The organism is Bacillus testis, assembly GCF_001243895.1.
Lineage (GTDB): Bacteria > Bacillota > Bacilli > Bacillales > DSM-1321 > Bacillus_AD > Bacillus_AD testis.
Genome location: NZ_LN851186.1, coordinates 3,754,189 through 3,774,807, shown reverse-complemented (window position 1 = coordinate 3,774,807; position 20,619 = coordinate 3,754,189). Strand labels below are relative to the sequence as shown.

The 20,619-nt window shown below is 40.2% G+C and carries 12 protein-coding genes and 1 pseudogene; 6 read left to right on the top strand and 7 right to left on the bottom strand.

Annotation, left to right across the window (positions count from 1 at the left end):
- The first annotated feature begins 595 nt into the window (after positions 1 to 595).
- The 6 genes and pseudogenes from BN1765_RS18640 to BN1765_RS18615 all read left to right on the top strand — a co-directional run bounded on the left by BN1765_RS18640 (position 596) and on the right by BN1765_RS18615 (position 11,560).
- Positions 596 to 4,219, top strand: coding sequence for an S-layer homology domain-containing protein (locus BN1765_RS18640; protein WP_050616528.1), 3,624 nt, complete (start codon positions 596 to 598; stop codon positions 4,217 to 4,219).
- A gap of 838 nt (positions 4,220 to 5,057) precedes the next feature.
- On the top strand, positions 5,058 to 5,426 hold the full coding sequence (locus tag BN1765_RS18635) for a hypothetical protein (protein ID WP_050616527.1): 369 nt from the start codon (positions 5,058 to 5,060) through the stop codon (positions 5,424 to 5,426).
- A 551-nt stretch (positions 5,427 to 5,977) separates the two neighbouring features.
- Positions 5,978 to 6,220: pseudogene (locus BN1765_RS18630) on the top strand (TcaA NTF2-like domain-containing protein); the annotation flags it as partial.
- 182 nt (positions 6,221 to 6,402) lie between these two features.
- Positions 6,403 to 8,394, top strand: coding sequence for a S8 family serine peptidase (locus BN1765_RS18625; protein ID WP_050616525.1), 1,992 nt, complete (start codon positions 6,403 to 6,405; stop codon positions 8,392 to 8,394).
- A 373-nt stretch (positions 8,395 to 8,767) separates the two neighbouring features.
- Entirely contained in the window at positions 8,768 to 9,742 is a 975-nt protein-coding gene (locus BN1765_RS18620) for a proline dehydrogenase family protein (protein WP_050616524.1), read from the top strand.
- A 150-nt stretch (positions 9,743 to 9,892) separates the two neighbouring features.
- Positions 9,893 to 11,560 carry a hypothetical protein gene (locus BN1765_RS18615; RefSeq protein ID WP_050616523.1) on the top strand — a complete coding sequence of 556 codons (1,668 nt, stop codon included), beginning with the start codon at positions 9,893 to 9,895 and terminating at the stop codon, positions 11,558 to 11,560.
- 110 nt (positions 11,561 to 11,670) lie between these two features.
- Here the strand turns inward: BN1765_RS18615 and BN1765_RS18610 are convergent, their stop codons facing one another.
- The 7 genes from BN1765_RS18610 to BN1765_RS18580 all read right to left on the bottom strand — a co-directional run bounded on the left by BN1765_RS18610 (position 11,671) and on the right by BN1765_RS18580 (position 20,028).
- Positions 11,671 to 12,126, bottom strand: coding sequence for an OsmC family protein (locus tag BN1765_RS18610; RefSeq protein WP_050616522.1), 456 nt, complete (start codon positions 12,124 to 12,126; stop codon positions 11,671 to 11,673).
- 690 nt (positions 12,127 to 12,816) lie between these two features.
- Entirely contained in the window at positions 12,817 to 14,385 is a 1,569-nt protein-coding gene (locus BN1765_RS18605; protein WP_050614516.1) for an IS1182 family transposase, read from the bottom strand.
- A gap of 100 nt (positions 14,386 to 14,485) precedes the next feature.
- Complete coding sequence (locus BN1765_RS18600; RefSeq protein ID WP_050616520.1) at positions 14,486 to 16,051, bottom strand: IS1182 family transposase; 1,566 nt, start codon at positions 16,049 to 16,051, stop codon at positions 14,486 to 14,488.
- A 179-nt stretch (positions 16,052 to 16,230) separates the two neighbouring features.
- Positions 16,231 to 17,238 (bottom strand): FecCD family ABC transporter permease, encoded by a 1,008-nt coding sequence (locus tag BN1765_RS18595; RefSeq protein ID WP_050616519.1) that lies wholly within the window; start codon positions 17,236 to 17,238, stop codon positions 16,231 to 16,233.
- A complete protein-coding gene (locus BN1765_RS18590; RefSeq protein ID WP_050616518.1) occupies positions 17,235 to 18,245 on the bottom strand; it encodes a FecCD family ABC transporter permease in 1,011 nt (336 codons plus the stop codon). The genes BN1765_RS18595 and BN1765_RS18590 overlap by 4 nt, the downstream gene beginning before the upstream one ends.
- Positions 18,246 to 18,314: 69 nt before the next feature.
- Positions 18,315 to 19,232, bottom strand: a complete 918-nt coding sequence (locus tag BN1765_RS18585; protein ID WP_050616517.1) for an iron-hydroxamate ABC transporter substrate-binding protein — start codon at positions 19,230 to 19,232, stop codon at positions 18,315 to 18,317.
- Entirely contained in the window at positions 19,183 to 20,028 is an 846-nt protein-coding gene (locus tag BN1765_RS18580) for an ABC transporter ATP-binding protein (protein ID WP_050616516.1), read from the bottom strand. Before BN1765_RS18580 ends, BN1765_RS18585 begins: the two co-directional genes overlap by 50 nt.
- Between the last annotated feature and the right edge of the window lie 591 nt (positions 20,029 to 20,619).

Below are 20,619 nucleotides of genomic sequence, written 5' to 3'. Positions count from 1 at the left end.
GGTTCTTTTTTTGCTTAAAAGCCCATATATCTTATCTTTGTGGGCGCCAAAATGGAGAGGGATTCAGAAGAATTTACAAAACAATAGGGAAATTCCAGAATCCCACTAATTGATAGGAAGAATGAAATGAGCCGTCATCAGTTTGTTAAACAGTATGAATCTTAAGATGTAAGAAAAAGAGACTGAATAAATGGTTCATATTCTCATTTTTAGGAAATGAATTGAAATAAAAGAGAAGATATTTTGTTAAATTAAAGAATAATATATATTTTTTAATAATTTCTTCCATTTTGCTTCCTGGTTATGTATAATGAGGAAGTGCCCTTTTTGGTACTATATTAAGGGTTTATTACCTTATTATTCTATTAATTTTCTATAATATGCTTATTATTGCAGAAATTTGCAAAAAATAGTTGAAAATTATGGTTAATTTGATAGAATAAGTAATGAAGTTTTATTAACTATTCCTAATTATAGATAAAATAGACCATAGATATTAGGGATGGGAACATAGAACTATGCAACATCTGTCGAATATTACATTCGATAGACTAATATAAAATCTTTTTTACAAAACGGGGAGGAATTTTTTAACATGGCTTACCAACCAAAATCATACCGTAAGTTTGTAGCTACTGCGGCTACTGCAACTCTAGTAGCTTCAGCTGTAGCACCACTTGCATCCGCTGCATCATTCACAGATGTGAAGGAATCTTACAAAGAAGCAGTGGACTTCGTCGTATCTAAAGGAGCTCTAGGTTTGACTCCAACTCAATTCGGCGTAGATAAAGAAATCAAACGTGTGGACGCAGCAGTCCTTCTAGCTCAAGTTCTTGGACTAGACACAGCTAACGCTCCAGCATCAGGTTTCACTGATGTGCCAGCACGTGCTGAAAAATACGTAGGCGCTTTGAAAGCAGCTGGATTTGTTAATGGTAAATCAGCTCATTCATTTGGCGCACAAGATAACATCAAACGCGGCGAGCTAGCTCTTATGATCGCTAAAGGTTTCGGACTAAGCGGCAAAGCCGACCTTAAATTTACTGATGTATCTGATCGTTACACTGAAGCTGTTCAAGCTCTTGTAGCCAACAACATCACGAACGGTACTACTCCAACTCAATTCGGAACTGATAAAACAGCAAAACGCGGCGACTACGCTAAGTTCTTGTTCGCAGCTTCTAAAGTTAAAGGCGGAGAAGTTGACGCTACAGTTACTGGAATCAAAGCAATTAACGCTACAACTGTTGAAGTAACTTATAAAGAAGTAGTTGCTGATGTGAATGCTGCTAAATACACTATCGATGGTCTAACCGTTTCTAACGCAGCTGTTAAACAATCTGATTCTAAAACAGTTGTTCTTACAACAACTGCTCAAGAAGGCGGAAAGAAATACACAGTTAAATCAGGAGACAAAGCTCTTGGACAATTTGAAGGTATTTCTGCAGTAGTACCAACTGCAATAGAAGTTTCTAATTCATCAGTTCAAGGCGTTGTAGGTAAAGAAGTAACATTAAAAGCTGATGTTAAAGTTAAACAGGCTGGTATCCCAGTAACATTTAACGTTAAATCAGGTGACAAATTAAACAAAGATTATGTTGTCGAAGCACTTACAGATGCAAATGGCGTAGCAACTTATTCTTATACTCAATATGTAGCTGGTAATGATGATGTAGCTGTTTATCCAACTGGTGCACCTGCAACTCGTGCTATTGCTAAAGTATATTGGGGTGTAAGCGAAAGCCTAACAATCACTGCCGATGATAAAAAAGGCAATGAAGTAAATAACGGCGAAAATAAAACTTATAAAATTGCAGTAAAAGATCCAAAAACCGGATATGCACTTGCTAATAAAAAAGTAAATGTAACATTCGCTGAAAATATAAATACTACTATTGACAAAGTTTCATCAGCTACAATCAATGGAGAAAATCCATATCAATTATCAAATGGATCTACTAAAACTGTTACAGTAACAACGAACAGTAATGGTGAAGCAATAATCACTGTTGCTGGTACTAATACAAAAGTAACTCCAGTTGCTTTCATTGATGATGAAACTCTTACAGTTCCTGGTAATGGTCGTGTTGAACCAACTGAACTACAAGCTAAAGGTGAACAATTAACAATTGGGGCTATCCAATCTTCTTATGATATTCAAGTTACTCGTGAAGGTGCAGAAGAGGCTGCTACTGGAATTACTAACGGACGTGAATATAAAGTTGTATTGAAAACTAAAGACGGAAAAGTAGCAGCGAACGAAATTGTAAATGTTGCATTTAATGAAGATCTTGATAGAGTAATCTCTACAAATACTTCTGCTTATTTCGTACAAGATGATAAGAAAGTGAATGGTCAAATTTCAATTAAAACAGATTCTAAAGGTGAAGCTACATTCACTGTTGCGTCTGAAAATTCAAAAGATTATGCTACCCCGGTTGTTTGGATCGATATCAACTCAAGTAATGCAAAAAATGGAAAATTGGACGATGGAGAACCATCAAAAGTGGCTCCAATTACTTATTTTGCTGAGCCAAAACTTACAAATGGTGTATTAAAAGCTTACAATGGTAGCACTGAAATTAAAGAAGATAAATTCTTCACTGGTATTCAGACTGCTACATTCAAGTATACAGCTGCAAACCAAAGTGGCAATGAGTTCTCACTACCTACTGGATATGCATCTATCAATGCAACATTTACTGTATTTAATACAGGGGCAAATGATATTACAGTTGATGGAGAAGTAGTTTCACCAAATCGCAGTACAACAGTTTACAAAAATGGATCTGCAACGCCTTCAATTGATGTGAAGTCTGTGGATAACAAAACAACTTCAGTACGTGTAGAAGCTTCTGGTACGGCAATCCCAGCATCCAATACTAATAACAAATCTATTAGTTTGGGAAGTTACACTGCTAAAGCATCCTTTGTTTCCACTACTGCTATTGGCACAATTCACACAGGCGTAGTAGAAAATATTGATAGAAATAAAGAAGAAATCAAGTTTGTTGGTAAAGATAAAATGAGTTACAAAGGAGCTATTACATTTAAAAATGTAAATAGTGTAGTAATTAATCAAACTACTTTCGAAAATTTAGTTGAAGCAAATAAAGGAACTGTAGTTGTTACGGTTACTAAAGATGCAAATGATAAATATTCTTTTGAAATTGTCTCTTTAGATGGAAACTTAAAGGATACTCTAACTGCTGTTAACAATGCACAAACTCCGGCACAAGTAGTAACAGCTCTAGAGAGTTCAACACTTAGCCCGGCATTTGGTACTCTTAAAACAGCTACACAAAAAACTGCTGTTGGAACAGCTGTATTAACTGCTAGAGCTTCTGCTGGTGGAGAGTTTACTGAGACAGGGTTTAAAAATGCATACCTAACTGCATACAATACTGAAGTTACAAGCGCTGTAAGTGCTGTAGCAAATGCATCTACTGCTGCAACGGTAAAATCGAATATTATTAATGTTCCTGGTTTGGACTTGAAAGGTGTAAATTCAGCCAATGAAACAGCTGTTTACACAGCTTTAGTCTCATTCACAGGTGAAACTTTAGAAGCTTTACAAACTGCTGTAACTAACGCAATTAACGGTGTAGACTCAGCTGCTAAATTAAAAGCAGTTAACGATGCAACAACTAATGAAGAAGTTTTAACAGCATTGATCGCTTTACCTGATGTTGACTTAACTAATTTCAATAAAGCACCAGAGCGTGTAAAAGCTTTAGTGTTAAAAGATGTCATTGATAATAAACCAGCATCAACTGGTTATACAAATAGTGCTGCTATTAAACAAGAAATTAGAGAAGCATTAGAAAATCATAAGGATGATACGTCTGTTGCTATTAATTCTATAACTTTTACAGCAGCAACTAGTGGAGATCCTGCTACTCCTGCAACCCTAGAATTTAAACTATCAGACAACGTTGATTTGCCTGCTACTATTGCTTCTGCTGATGTTGGTGATTTAGGTATTACTTTTGAAGATGGTAATACATTAGGGGCAGGTGCTTCAGCTACTTATGATCCTACAACAACAACACTAAAAGTTACTTTGGGATCTGATAGCACTGTAAAAGCTGGGAATGTATTGAAGACCATAAAAATTAATGATCAATTTGGGGTGGCTTTAGATTTATCAGCTACAAAAGCAGATGGTAAAACTTTAGTTACATCAGCTACTAAATTAATTGTTACTACTCCTCAATAAAAATAAACGAAACGTTACTTTATAAACTAAATATTAGTGAAATGAGTGGGAAAACACCTTGTGCAATAATATCATTAATGCAAAATGATAAGGCATAAGGTGTTTTTCTAACTGTTGTAATCAATTTTATAGGTGAAATTCCTATACTTATCAAATAGTCGACGATAAGTGCCTAATCCTCCTGTATCCAGTGATGTTCTAACAAACAGAAGGGATAAAGTCAGGTGAAGTCGTACTCATCATAATGAGGCGGGGTTCCATAAAAGACGGCTATGGTCAGGAGACGAATCCATGCTTAGGCAGGATGAGTTAGTTGATACCAAGAATTGCTAGGGGTTTGGTATTAATCCTTTTAAATGAAATTTTAATATGGAGATCAGTAAAATTGACTATTAAACTGGTCTTTCTCATTCCTGAATAGTGGAGACCTAAGGGCGTCAAAAAGAGGGATAGAAGCAACGGAACGTTTGAAGTCTTACTAGAAGAGGTGGGTTAGCTCCAAAGAAGCTAGTAAGGTGGCAGCGGGTTCATAGTAGTGTGGATTGCTAGCCGTTTGGACTTGTATGGTAACATATGAGAAGGATAAAACTAGCAGGAGCGAAGGAACCCAGTCAGTAGTGGGCGATTTATAAAACTTATTTCCTGAAAATTAGTGTATGGTGCCAATCATGTATAAGTATGATTGGCCTCCTTTTAGAATTGGAATAGGTAGATAGAATCATGCTATAAGGATTATAATTAATCTACTATTGTCGGATCGCCGAATGCGCTGAAAGGCGCCTGTTCGGTGAAGGCTCGTATCGAAATCTACTATTAAGTGGTATAAGACGAGAATAGCTTGGAAGCGCCTCAAGATGGATTGCACGAATTATTAGTATCGGGTTTAAAAGCTGATAATGTAAAGTTTTTAGTTTACGGATTAAATAATGGTAATGCGCAAAAAGTTGCCACATTAGAAGAGGTTAAAAGTCATATAGAAAGTACTTATAATGGTGTAACCTTTAATTCAAAGGCTATAAAAGTTGAAGATGACAAAATTTTAATTGATGGCAGTGTGTTAAGTACTTCGGATTGGAATAAGGTTAAAGCAAACGGTGATAAAACAGTGCCTTATAGAATAACAGTATTATTAAATGATAAAGCAACTAAAGTTGCTAAAATTGCGATATATCAAGATGGAGTAGCTGTTATTGAAAAACTACATTAAATGATTTAATTAGTAAGCTCTAAAAGAATTATCTATTTGAACTGCACCCCAACTGTTGGACAAACTCTAAAAAATTGGTGGTGCAGTTTTTATATTTAGATTCACTTCAAAAGAAAAGATTGAATGATTTAACGAAATCTAAACGGTCGTGAAGGCTATCAGTCTCTAGCTCGTAAACTAGGGATTGAACCTAAAATATTTCATTAGTGGCTTGAACGTTTTTAGTATCACGGTAAAGATCTTCTTTCACAAAAAGCTATACAACCCATACGGCACAGTTTAAACTAGATGTACATAATTATATGAACAATCAAGGTATATCTACCCAAGAAACTACAGTCATATTCAACTTGTCTACACCCACCACTTATTAATATGGCGAAACGAGATGGTGTTAGGTGGATTAGATGCGCTTAAACCAAAGAAAAAGGGACGCCATCTATGAAAAAAGAACCCAAAAAACCTATTATGATAACGGTGAATATTATTGGTGTTTAAAAAAATTATTTTTTATAAATAACAAACAATGGTGAAGAGACAAAGAGGGAAGTGAATTGTACGGCATGCAGAAGGATTTGATCGATAAACTGAATGCGAATGGAACGACCGAGAAGAAAATTAGCTGTGATGTGAAAGGTTATTCAATTGATGGCAATAAAGCCAGCATCACGACCTATGAAAAGGTGAAGATTAATTACTCCAGCGGCGAGTCTGAAACAAAGGAATATAATTGGACATATGGAGCGGAAAAGACGGATTCCGGCTTTCTTCTGACCTCCATTAAAGTAAATTAAATGAGAAAAGGGTCGCTCCTGTGAATGGGGTGATCCTTTTTTGTCTTGTCAACCTGGCTATAATAATCTCTAGAAAATCTCTTAACCAGTACTAAGAAAAACCATTTCCCAACCGATAAAATACATAGTTAATCAACCAACTTTTACTTACAAAAGATAAAGTGCACAGGGGGAAAGTCAGCATGTTTAAACGGTCTGCCAAACACGCATTCACAATCACAGTGAGTACGTGTCTATGTTTCATTTGGTTAGTCCCTATGTCGTTTGCGGATGATGTTCATACAGAAGATAGCAAGGATGTCATCATAAAATATAAAAATACAGCTGGAAAGAATGAAGTCATAGAAAATGCAGTTGAAGTGAAGAATGAGTTTAATAGCATTCATTCCATCAATGCGGTTTTGCCGGAAAGTGATATTGCCAGATTGAAAGAAGACAGCAATATTGCCTCCATCCGCACAAACCAAAAGCTGCACGTGCTTGGCAATCCGGGGCCGATGCAGTGGAGTCTGAATGCCATCCATGCCGCCGATGCCTGGAAGGATGGCTATACAGGGAAGAAGGTCAAGGTGGCGGTTGTGGATACGGGCATCAGCTCTCATCCGGAGCTGAAGATTGCCGGAGCTGTTTCGTTTACGGATGACTTGGCCAGTACGCCGGACCGTGATGAATCGTCATTGGCCGATTATGATGGCCATGGCACGCATGTGGCTGGGATAATCGCTTCACAGCTGGGCATTGCCACGGTGGGTATGCCTGGCGCAACAAGGATAGATGTTGCTGGCGTATCGCCGGATGTAAGCCTCTATGAGGTGAAGGTTACCAATGGAAAAGGGGCAGAAGGAACAGTCGCTCAGCTGATTCAGGGAATCGAGTGGTGTATAGCCCATAGGATGGATATTGTGAATATATCGCTCGGAGTGGATGGTGACGACCCGGCATTGAAAGCAGCTGTAGACCGTGCCTATCAGTCGGGTGTATTGGTAGTGTCGGCCGCCGGCAATGACAAGAACGGCAATCCTGTCGAATATCCTGCAAAATATGAAGGAGCAATCGCCGTTTCATCTGTTGACCCGGATTTGCAGCTTTCATCATTTTCTTCGACAGGGGATGAAGTGGAGTTCTCGGCACCTGGCGCTTCTATCATTAGCACCTATCGCAACAGGCAGTATGCCGAAATGGAAGGCACCTCCATGGCATCGCCGCATGTAGCTGGATTCTTGGCGCTTTTGAAGGAAAAATACCCTGCGTATAACGCCAGCGAATTGCGGAAAGAGCTGCGCTCCTATACGCGCGACTTAGGGGCAATAGGAAGAGATCTGGAATACGGGTATGGCTTCATCGATTATGCCGCTTACCATCCTTTTGTCAATGAACAATTGCCTGTGCAAGGATTGGCTACCGGGGAGAAGACAGCCACGTCATTATCGTTTTCCTGGAAGAATCCTGCGAGCCTTGCCGGCATCCATATTTACCAGAATGGCAGTTTGATAGCTGACATCAAAAAGAGTACGGAAACGCAGTATACGCTTAAGCATCTGCAGCCGGACACAGACTATACAATCGAGGTGCGGGCAGTGGACGAAGCGGGAATAGAATCGGTACCGCAGATGCTTAAAATGTCTACATTGCCGCAACAGATTGCCGGACCGGCTTCTTCATTTAAGGATGTGGACAGCGCAAATGCAGCCGCTGTTGCCTACTTGTCTTCCAAGGGGATTGTCGGCTTGACGCAGGATTTGTTTGGGACAGTTTCGCCTATTAAAAGGGTCGACGCTGCTGTGATGTTCGCGAAGGCACTTGATCTTCCGTTCACTAAAACGCTTTCTTTTGGATTTACTGATGTGCCTTCTCGTGCCGTGCATGAGGTCGATGCCATCAAAGTAGCCGGCATCACGAACGGCAAGACGGCTACACAGTTTGGTTCGGAATCCCTGATAGCAAGGGGAGAGCTCGCTATCTGGACAATGAACGCCTTTAAGTTGAAAAGCAGTGGGGAGACCAAACTGGCAGGAGTGCCTGCGCGTTACCAGCAGGCGGTGGGTGCTCTCGCCGGGGCAGGCATCATTTCTGATGGCAATCGTTATGGCACCAACATACATGCAACGCGCGGTGATGTAGCCCAATATATATACAAAGCCGCTTTATCCAAACAATTGGCAGTCAATAAATAGATAATTTTGGAAGCGGAGAGCCGAATTGCTCTCCGCTTTTCCTATATAGAAAGCGGTAGAGGCAGCCTTAATAAATAGAAAGTAAAAATATTTATATAATAATCGCAATTCAAACAACTTTGAGTTAAAATAATATCAGGAAGATATACCAAAATTAAGCAAGTTGGCAAAATAGTTGAAAATCTGAGCCAAGGGATAAGGAGTTTTTCTTTTTCATAGCTGCAATGTAAGCGATTTATATGGCGGCGGACTCAACTATTTTAAAAGGGATTGGTCGGGATTTCATTTGTCGATTAATGACGATTAGGGGCCGTTCCGAGGATTTATACAAAGCATGAGTAGTATTAATTCATAATCATTGGAGGAAGAAGCAATGGGGCTAACGAGAGATTTTTTTATCCAACTTTCACAGAATCAATTATTGAATAAAGGGGCCAAAAAATGGGGATTGAAGCTTGGCGCCCAGTCGGTTGTGGCCGGTACGAACATCGATGAGATGATTGTGAGCGTCAAAGAATTGAACGCGCATGGCATTTCAGCAACCATCGACAATCTTGGGGAATTCGTCTATGAGAAGAGCGAAGCGGTGGAGGCGAAGGAGCAAATCCTTACTGTCTTGGATGCTATTCACGAACATGGGGTGGATGCCCATATTTCCTTGAAGCCGACACAGCTTGGTTTGGATATCGATTATGATTTTTGTTTGGATAATCTGAAAGAAATCGTCGACCGTGCTTATGGTTACGGGATTTTCATCAATTTCGACATGGAGGACTACGGCCATCTGCATCCTTCCTTCGATTTAATCGATGAACTTTCGGCTGCCTATAACAATGTCGGCACTGTGATCCAGGCCTACTTCTATGAATCGGAAGAGAACATCGAGAAATACAAGGATTACCGTCTCCGCATCGTAAAAGGAGCCTATAAGGAGCCTGAGCACCTGGCGTATCAGGATAAAAAAGACATTGACCGAAATTACATAAAATTAATAGAGTATCATCTATTGCATGGGAAGTTCACCAGTATCGCCACCCATGACCATCATGTCATCAATCATGTCAAAGCGTTTGTGAAGAAGCATGACATACCGACAGATAAATTCGAGTTCCAGATGCTATATGGCTTCCGCCGCGATCTTCAGCTCGAGTTGGCAAAGGAAGGATATAATTTCTGTACGTATGTACCGTTCGGAAGCGACTGGTATGGCTACTTCATGCGCCGCTTGGCGGAGCGCCCGCAAAACTTGACGCTTGTCGGCAAGCAAGTGTTCAATAAGAAGACGAATACACTGATTGGCATTGGTGCCGGCGCCTTTATTCTTGGCCGGATGAGCAAAAGGAAGTAGAACGATAATCAAGGCCCTGCGGAGATTTTACTCTGCGGGGTTTCTTTTTTTATGGCCACAATTCGCCAACTAGGCAGAAGTCTTCGACAAAAACATGTATAATGAGAGAAGAATATCCATAAAAAGACAGGGCGAGTGAAGGAGAGAGAAATGAAAAAAGGGTTCATTGGATTATTGCTGATTGCAGTCGTTGCAGCCTTGGGCTTCGGCGGGTATATAGCCTATTCCGCTGTGCTAAAATCCTCGGTGAGTATTGAGCCAGCTAAGGGGAAAACCATTCAGGTGAGCATAGACGACCAGAAACTGGCGCTGACCCTTGAGGGAAAGAAGACCAGCAAGCATATCAGGTCGGAGGATATCCAATATACATACCAAGTGAAGAAGTGGGTGAAGCCTGTCGGCAAGCTGGTGCTGACGGTCCGAAAGCTTGATAATAATGATTTCTTTGTGTTTACGAAAATCATCAATAATAGCTCCATTGAGTATACAGCGAAGGTCACGATGCCTTTTGCCGGTGTGAAAAACAGTAAGCTTCAGCGCATCGATTCCTATGGGAAAGTGAAGCAAGAAGCGAATGATACATTTGGGGTGGACGTCATTACCCATCCTGTCGGCTTGCTGCAGATGGGCATGAAGGACGGCAGCCAAAAGAGCGTGATGCTCGGCAAGGATTACTTGTCCAAGGAAAAAGTGCAGACCTATGCCAATAAGCAAAAATCCGTTTTGCGTGAATTCCAGGAAGAGTACACAGGCGTCAAGATTCTCCAGAAGAAAGCGAGCGATCCCCTGCAGGTGAATATGGTGATGAAGTCGAAGCCGGGCGCCATTTCAGAGAATTGGTTCCTTGTCTCGGATAAGCCTTTGTTCGCGAAGCAAAAGAACATCGATAGCTGGTTCAAGAAGACCATCCGTGAATACAGCTCAATCAACAGCTGGTATACAGCCGAAGGGCCATACACAAAGCTTCCCTGGTCAGTGGAACCGGGATATAAGCTTGGCTATGGGCGTAATCTGGGCAGGGTCCACGGCGGGGTGTACTTGAAAGAGTATCATGAAAGCAAGGAGCGCTATTTCTATGATTTGAGTATCAACGCCATTGCTGACCTTGATGTCTTCTCTAATGGCGACCTCACGAAAGGCAAGGTTCCGGTCTTTAAGACGGAATATACTAGCACATGGCTGAAAGGCGCTTACGGCGTGACGGCTCCTTACATAGATACCCGGCATAATGAGAATATCGCCCTGTTCCTGAAGGATGCCGGCGATCAGCTTGGCATTAAAGAACTGAAGCAGGCCAATGAAATATACGCTGATTTCCTAACAGGGCAGAAGAAGATCGGCAATATTATCGATTTCGGCAAAGATGGCTACTTGATAGCGGATTATTACGCACAGGGCAGCAAGAAAACGCATGTATCCCTGAACCATGCCCTCGGCGAGTTGCGATTCCTGCTGGAAGCCTATGAATCCACGGGAAAAGCGGCCTATCTGGAAACAGCGGAAAGTATGCAAAGCGCAATCGAAAGCCTGTATCCGAAATGGGTGAAGCCGGACGGCGACTTATGGTACCAGATCAACGGAAAGCATGTATTTAATGGCGATGACTACCCGTGGCTGACGCTGGTCGACCTGCTGCGGACGCAGAAGCAGCTTGAAAAACTGGGAATGGACCGAAGTGACATTTTTGACAAGCTCATTGAAACGAAAACGGATCATATCGTGAAGAACGGCAAGCCGATTCGGCAGATGGCTGTTGATTTGCTGAAGGAGCAAGGGTTTGGAGAGCTGGTCGAAGGCTACGGCAATATTGTGTTATAAAGTGAAATGTTAATTGGCGAGGGATTCATTTTTCCCTGGCCGATTATGAATTGAGCCGCGCTGGTTAGAACGGATCAATGAAAGCCCCATCGGCAGATGGGGCTTCTTCTTTATGCTTTTATTTTCCACTGAGAGTCCACGGCCACGCCGGCATCCTTCAATAGATTATAGATTGGGCATCTTTTTTCGACTTCTTCTTTTAGTGCCTGCAGATTTTCATCGCGTTCTTCCGTCTCAAACACCGCTTCGAATGAGACCGTCTGGAAGTAGGTAGTCACACCTTCTACTCCGCTTAATCCCCGTGCATCCAGCTTGCCGCTGTTGCTGAAAGACAGTCCGGAATAGCTGAAGCCTTTTTGCTTAGCAACCATCGCAATCGTGATGGAGGTGCACGCCGATAAAGCCCCCAGCAAATACTCGAGCGGATTCGGCCCCTCGTCGCTGCCGCCGAGGCGGACCGGTTCATCAATAATGATTGGCGAAAAATCCCGTACATAGATTTCGTTCTTCATACCTGAAACAACCTGACCCTTGGTACTCATTTCAACCCATTTTTCATCTGCCATCTTCCATCCCCCTAATTATAGTTGAGTTAACTTATAGGAATTAGTATAAATGCAAAGTGATGAATTGTATAAGAAAAGAACTTCAATAAAACGGTAAATAAGAACTGGGTAGGAGGGTCTATATAAGACTCTCGTCTATCGAATCGTTTTTAGAAAGAAAAAGTCAGCCATGCCACGCAAAAAGAGGTACAAGCCGTGAAATGTAAGCTTTTAATTGATCATTCAAACGTTTGATTAAAAAGAGAATAAGGCAAAGAGGTGCAGGATTATGGCGGTTTACGTAATCTCCAGTAACGAAAAAACAAATTTGAAACGATATGGTGGGAGACGGAACAGAAATACGAGAGTTATCCTTTGCCGCTTGAAATAATGTCTAAAATGAAAGAAGGGGACCAAGTGATCGTGTATGATCCGGACACGCACCTTCTCGCTATCGGTTTCGCTGAAGGAACCTTGCGTAAAAAGTACAATATATGAATATATGGGAAGAGAAAACTATATGAATTTGAGGGAAGCAAAGATTATTCCATTATCGGCATATGGTACAGCGCGAGTAAGTAGGTAAAATAAACAGCATCGTTTAAAAAAAAGAGGCTGGGACAGAACTAGCTTCAATAATGAAAAAAGTAATGAAAAAAGTGAAATTGAGTGCGCTCAATTTCACTTTTTTCTATTCTTCTCTAATCATCCTTACCTGTTAGCCGTGAATTTCCTTAAATTCACGGCCATTAATGCAAGGCCCATTTCATTTTCAACTTTCGATTTTCCTCGAACTGAAAATCGATTGAAATGCAAATTAGCCTTCAAGAATCCAAAAACTGGTTCCACATCTATTTTTCTTTTACGATAAATGGAACTCGTTTCTTCTTCTGAAAGCTTCGCTCTTACGTATTCTTTTTGTTGTTCCCATTTTTCATTCACCATTACTTTTCGATGGTTTCCTTCTTTTGCTTTTGTACATGAGGAACGCAATGGGCATCCTGAACAGTTTTCACACTCATAAATCTTAAATTCACGTGTGAAGCCTTCTTTATCTGTTCGTACTGAATAATTTTTAAAGACAAGTTGTTGTTGGTTGGGACACGTGTATACATCCTTTTCTTTGTCATACTGCCAATTCGCTGTATTGAATGGGTTTTGTTTATATTTCTTCTTTTGCTCTTTCACGTACATTCCATAGGTAATTAACGCTTCTCGTTTACGATTTGAAAGGATATCATCATAATTCTGTTCACTTCCATATCCTGCATCTGCGACGATGTGCTTTGGCAACTCAAAATAATGTTGTTCAATTTGGTCTAAGAACGGGATTAATGTACGGGTATCAGTTGGATTCGAAAAGAGGCTGTAGGCAAGCGCGTATTGTCCTTCTGTTGCCACTTGTACATTATAACCGGCTTTCAATTGACCATTTTTCATATAATCATCTTTCATACGCATAAAGGTCGCGTCGGGATCTGTCTTTGAATAACTATTTCGTGTGCCGAATATTTCAAAGTCTTTTTGATATCTCTGTTTTCGTTGGATATGGTCCATTAATTGTTTTCGTGCTTGTTTTGGGAATTTCCGTTCACTTCTCAACGCTTTTCGCTCGGCTCCATTCGTTGATGCCTCTATTTTTTGATCGTACTCAGAAATCACTTCATCTACTTTTTCAACGATTTGAGTGAGCTCTTCCAACGTTAACTCTTCTTCACTTTCCTGTACAATTTGAGGCATGATTTCATTTTTAAGCAGCTCTTTATATAGATGATTTGATTTTTCGATTAATCCCTGATGATACTTCTCGATGGATTTCTTCCAAACAAACGTAAACTTATTCGCATTCGCTTCAATCTTCGTTCCATCAATAAAGATGGCTTCTTGATCAATGATTTTTTCTTGGACGAGCTGGCAACGGAATTGAACGAAACATTGGCGGATTAATTCTTTTACTTCAGGTTGAACACGGAAACGGTTGATGGTGCGGTAGCTTGGTTCATATCCTTGCGCCAGCCACATCATACGAATACTGTCCTTTAAAAGGGCTTCTATTTTCCGACCTGAAAAGACAGATTGTGTATAGGCACATAGGATAATTTTCAACATCATGCGTGGATGATAGGCAGGACAACCCTCATTCCGCAGAAATGGTTCAAACGCTTCATGAGGAATACTTTCAACTAAGTGGTGTACATGGAAGGCGATATCATTCTTTTGTAATCTGACTTCTAAATCTAAAGGCAAAATTAATTGATTCATGTTATAATCTTTAAACANGAGGCTGGGACAGAACTAGCTTCAATAATGAAAAAAGTAATGAAAAAAGTGAAATTGAGTGCGCTCAATTTCACTTTTTTCTATTCTTCTCTAATCATCCTTACCTGTTAGCCGTGAATTTCCTTAAATTCACGGCCATTAATGCAAGGCCCATTTCATTTTCAACTTTCGATTTTCCTCGAACTGAAAATCGATTGAAATGCAAATTAGCCTTCAAGAATCCAAAAACTGGTTCCACATCTATTTTTCTTTTACGATAAATGGAACTCGTTTCTTCTGAAAGCTTCGCTCTTACGTATTCTTTTTGTTGTTCCCATTTTTCATTCACCATTACTTTTCGATGGTTTCCTTCTTTTGCTTTTGTACATGAGGAACGCAATGGGCATCCTGAACAGTTTTCACACTCATAAATCTTAAATTCACGTGTGAAGCCTTCTTTATCTGTTCGTACTGAATAATTTTTAAAGACAAGTTGTTGTTGGTTGGGACACGTGTATACATCCTTTTCTTTGTCATACTGCCAATTCGCTGTATTGAATGGGTTTTGTTTATATTTCTTCTTTTGCTCTTTCACGTACATTCCATAGGTAATTAACGCTTCTCGTTTACGATTTGAAAGGATATCATCATAATTCTGTTCACTTCCATATCCTGCATCTGCGACGATGTGCTTTGGCAACTCAAAATAATGTTGTTCAATTTGGTCTAAGAACGGGATTAATGTACGGGTATCAGTTGGATTCGAAAAGAGGCTGTAGGCAAGCGCGTATTGTCCTTCTGTTGCCACTTGTACATTATAACCGGCTTTCAATTGACCATTTTTCATATAATCATCTTTCATACGCATAAAGGTCGCGTCGGGATCTGTCTTTGAATAACTATTTCGTGTGCCGAATATTTCAAAGTCTTTTTGATATCTCTGTTTTCGTTGGATATGGTCCATTAATTGTTTTCGTGCTTGTTTTGGGAATTTCCGTTCACTTCTCAACGCTTTTCGCTCGGCTCCATTCGTTGATGCCTCTATTTTTTGATCGTACTCAGAAATCACTTCATCTACTTTTTCAACGATTTGAGTGAGCTCTTCCAACGTTAACTCTTCTTCACTTTCCTGTACAATTTGAGGCATGATTTCATTTTTAAGCAGCTCTTTATATAGATGATTTGATTTTTCGATTAATCCCTGATGATACTTCTCGATGGATTTCTTCCAAACAAACGTAAACTTATTCGCATTCGCTTCAATCTTCGTTCCATCAATAAAGATGGCTTCTTGATCAATGATTTTTTCTTGGACGAGCTGGCAACGGAATTGAACGAAACATTGGCGGATTAATTCTTTTACTTCAGGTTGAACACGGAAACGGTTGATGGTGCGGTAGCTTGGTTCATATCCTTGCGCCAGCCACATCATACGAATACTGTCCTTTAAAAGGGCTTCTATTTTCCGACCTGAAAAGACAGATTGTGTATAGGCACATAGGATAATTTTCAACATCATGCGTGGATGATAGGCAGGACAACCCTCATTCCGCAGAAATGGTTCAAACGCTTCATGAGGAATACTTTCAACTAAGTGGTGTACATGGAAGGCGATATCATTCTTTTGTAATCTGACTTCTAAATCTAAAGGCAAAATTAATTGATTCATGTTATAATCTTTAAACATAAGGACACTTCTTTCTGTTTGGTTTTGTGTGGTAACTTAATTTTAACAGAGAATGTCCTTATTTTATTTTGAAAAAAACCAAAGCCGGTGAAATTTTACTCATTGTAAAATTTCACCGGCTTTTTCATTTTAGAGGAGGGTTCTGTCCCAGCCTCTTTCCTCTATGTTTGACAGGCTTTTTATTTTTTCAGTAATAAAAACATAAAATAAGGGGCCCCGATTAAAGCAACCATCATACCGGCAGGGATTCCATTCGGTTCAATCAGATTACGGCCGAGTGTGTCAGCCAATAATAAGAGCCAGCCGCCAATAAGGATGGCGAGCGGGATGAATAATTGGTTTCGCGGGCCAACTAACGCTTTTGCTATATGGGGGGCCATTAAGCCGATAAAGGAAATTCCTCCAGTAACCGAAACAGCGGAAGCAGCCAGGGCAACAGCTGTTATCTGTAAAATGATTCTTTCCTTTTCAATCGATACACCTACACCGATGGCTGCAGATTCGCTGATTCCGAGAAGATTTAAGCGATTGGCTTTGTATAAAGTGAAGGGAATAAGGATGGCTAACCAGGGGAGGAGAGCCCAGATAAATGGCCAATCAGTTCCCCATATACTCCCTGCTAACCATTTGGCGATAAAATCTACTTTTTCACGCTCTGCAGAAGAAATCAGGACAATCATGGCACCAGAGAGAGCCATCGAGAAACCAATCCCGACTAACACTAGTCTTACCGGTTCCAGCCCTGTGTTTTTGCTGTAAGAGAATAAATAGATGCAGCAAACGGTAAGAATTGCACCGCAAAAAGCGGCAAGTGGAAGCATGTAAACAAAAGAACCGGGTTCGATCGGGAAAAATAGAAAGAAGATGGCAACTGCCACTCCGGCTCCAGAGTTAATCCCGATAATGCCTGGGTCCGCTAAATCATTCCGTGTAATTCCTTGCAAGATTGCACCCGATAATGCAAGAGCCATGCCAGCCAGCAATGTAATGAGTAATCGCGGCAAACGAATCGAAAATAAAACAAACTCTTCTTTAAATGTACCTTCGCCGAGAAAGGTTGGAATTAGCCGATTATAGGAAAGTGCAGCAGAACCTAAACCCATGCTCATAATAGCTGTGCCGATCATAAGTGCCAGTAAAGTAATAAGAAGAATCCGCTGTTTTTTTAGTAAAGAAGGATGAATCATGAGAATGCTTTGCCTCCTTTACGCACGATTATTAAGAAAAATGGTAACCCTATTGTGGCCACAATGGCTGCGACCGGCGTTTCAAAAGGTGCATGAATGGTGCGTCCAAGCGTATCAGCAAAAAGCATAAAAATCGCTCCGGCAATAGCGGTCATAGGAATAATAAATCGGTAATCCGTTCCGACGATGGCGCGTACGACATGCGGGACCATTAAGCCGATAAAGGTCATATTTCCGACAAGGGCAACAGAGGCGCCGGCCAGAAGGATAATGGCAATATAAAGAATGATTTTTATTTGTATGGTTTTCTGCCCCAGGCCAACGGCAACCTCTTCATTTAAACTAAGAATCGTTAGCTGCCTTGCCAGAAGGAGAGACACAAGAATGCCGACAATAATAAAAGGAACAATCACCTGAAGCTGGCCCCAAGTCGTTCCGGCTAACCCTCCTGAAGTCCATACCGATACATTTTTGAAAACTTGAAAGTAAATACTCACACCATCTGCTATAGCGTAGAGAAAGGCAGATACAGCTGCTCCAGCTAATACGATTCGGAGCGGAGAAAATCCTCCTTTTTTAATAAAACCCATACTAAACACCATGATTGTGCCAACGGTTGCTCCAATAAAGCAGCCAATCATCAATCCAAAATAATTGATGGAAGGAAAAGCAACAAGAGTGATTGCCAGTGCAGCATTTGCACCTGCCGTCAACCCGAGTAAACCTGGATCTGCAAGTGGGTTTCTCGTTAAGCCTTGCATAATCGCCCCTGCAACAGCTAATGCAGCTCCCACAAAAATGGCTGCCACTTCTCTTGGAAAACGAATTTCTTGCAGCATTAAGGTGACATCATTGCTTACATCGGAGGTAAGGGCAAGCCATACATCTCTGATTGTCGTATCTGCAGCGCCGAAAACCATGGCTGCCACAAACATCCCAACAAGGACAAGCAAACCAGCGATCATTTTAAAGATAAAGGGGACAGAACGTTTCTTTTCTTTTGTCATCAGTCATTCATCTTCTCTTTCATAAGAATAGGGGAAAAGGGATTCTACTCAGAATCCCTCATTGGAAAGTTATTCACCTAGAAATGATTTCTTAAAAAATGCCAAATGCTTCTCCAAAGTAATCGGATCATTGAAGGAAGCTCCGTTCCCTTCCATTTCATATACATGGCCATTTTTAACGGCAGGTATATTCTTATATGTTTGCGTTTCCTGGAATGAAGTATCAGCATCTGCGTATTTACTTAAAATTACATGATCTCCGGCATATTCAGAGATTACTTCTGTAGAAAGAGTATAGTAGCCATCCTTTGATGTCATCTCTTTTACTTTATCAGGCATTTTCAATTTCATAGATTGATATAAGATTTCTGTTCCACGTGCCCAGTGATCACCGTAAACGTAAAGATTTTTATCGTAAGCTTCCAGGACGGATACAGTCGCATCTTCGCCGATTTTCGCACGAATTTTATCTCCGGCTTCCGTAGCGCGTTTTTGGAAGTCATCTACCCAGGCTTGCGCTTCTTTCTCTTTGCCTAATAGTTTTCCAATTTCAACATGTTGGGCTAAATAATCTAATTTCCCCCATGTATACGTTACAGTAGGAGCAATCTCTTTTAATTTATCAACGTTTTTAACAGTAGAGAGTGCAATAATGAGATCTGGGTTTAATTCAATGATTTTTTCTAAATTATCTTCAGATACCTCGGCAACATCTTTTAATTCCTCTTTAAAGGTAGGGTTGGTTTTAGACCATACATCAACACCAACTAAATTCACACCTAGATTGATTACATTACCACTGAATCCTGATAACATGACGACACGCTTCGGATGTGCTGGCACTTCAACTGGCCCTGTTTCTGATTCATACGTAAATGTTTTGTCTTCTTTTTTTGTATCATTTTCCTTGTCCGTAGAGGAACTATTGCTGCATGCACTAATAAGTAACACTGAGAGCAGAATAAACGGGAATATCCATTTTTTCATGTTGGGGTTCTCCTTTTAATAAGTTATAAGTAAGGCACATAGGTTTGTTGGTCCATGGGTCTTTCCCTATATGAGCATCAATATGGAACACTTTTCTGAGCACATCTGGAGTGATCACTTCCTCGCAATTTCCCGCTTTGACGATGCAGCCATCTTTTAAGGCGATTATATAATCAGCAAAACGGGCAGCTTGGTTTAAATCATGAAGGACCATCACAATGGTACGTTCTTGTTCGATGTTTAGTTTTTGCAAAAGCTCTAATACCTCTAACTGATGGGCCATATCTAAATAAGTGGTCGGCTCGTCCAGAAAGATCATTTCCGTCTCTTGGGCAAGTGCCATAGCAATCCAAACACGTTGGCGCTGACCGCCTGATAAGGCATCTACAGGACGAAACTTGTAATCGATCGTTCCTGTAACTTCAAGAGCCCAGTCAATGACCTCATAATCTTTTTTAGTTAAGCGGCCGAATCCTTTTTGATAAGGGAAGCGTCCATAGGATACGAGTTCACCGACCGTCAATCCACTTGCACTTTCTGGGGATTGAGGGAGGATGGCCATTTTTTGGGCAAGAATCTTCGTATTTTCACTTGAGATAATTTTCCCATCTAAAACGACCTTGCCTGATTGATGAGAAATAATGCGAGTAAGGGCTTTTAATAATGTAGACTTACCGCAACCATTGGATCCGATGATGGTGGTAATTTTTCGATCGGGTATTTCTACATTAAGATCTTTCACAATTAATTGTTCTCCGTATCCTATGTTTAAGCGATCTGTATAGAGGCGATTCATAATAAACCTCCTTAAAGTATATGTAATCCATTTAATTGATAATGATTATCATTATCGAAGTTAAATATAAAGTTTAATCCTGTTTTTGTCAACGCATTTTTCAGAAAATTATTCAATTATTTCTTTTATTTCCCTTCTGCCAAACATTAGGGTCTTTAAACAAGAACAGATAGAATTAGAACAATAGAGTGGGAGTCTTAGCGCCAGTTAGAACGGGATAAGAACTGGATGGACTCTCTTATATAGAGCTGAAGGTGAGGAATAAAATCATCCCTGCTTTTTTTAGAAAGGGAAGGGTGAAAAATGATAGTGAACCAATAGACCCTTACCTATTATTTTAAAATCAAAAATAATGCTAAATAACTATATGTATATATGAAAATAGACTTATTTAAATATTCGGAATTATTGGCGATAATTGTTAATAAACTCTTCTCTAATGACAATAAAAGACAAAAGCATTCATTTACTAGAAATAATTGGGAGTGTTGTAGTTCGAGTGTCTAGGAAAATGAGTTTAGTAGAATGCCATTTTTGCTGTAAGAAAAGGAACGAAAAGGATTTTTTTATTTTAGTATAATTTTTAAGGGG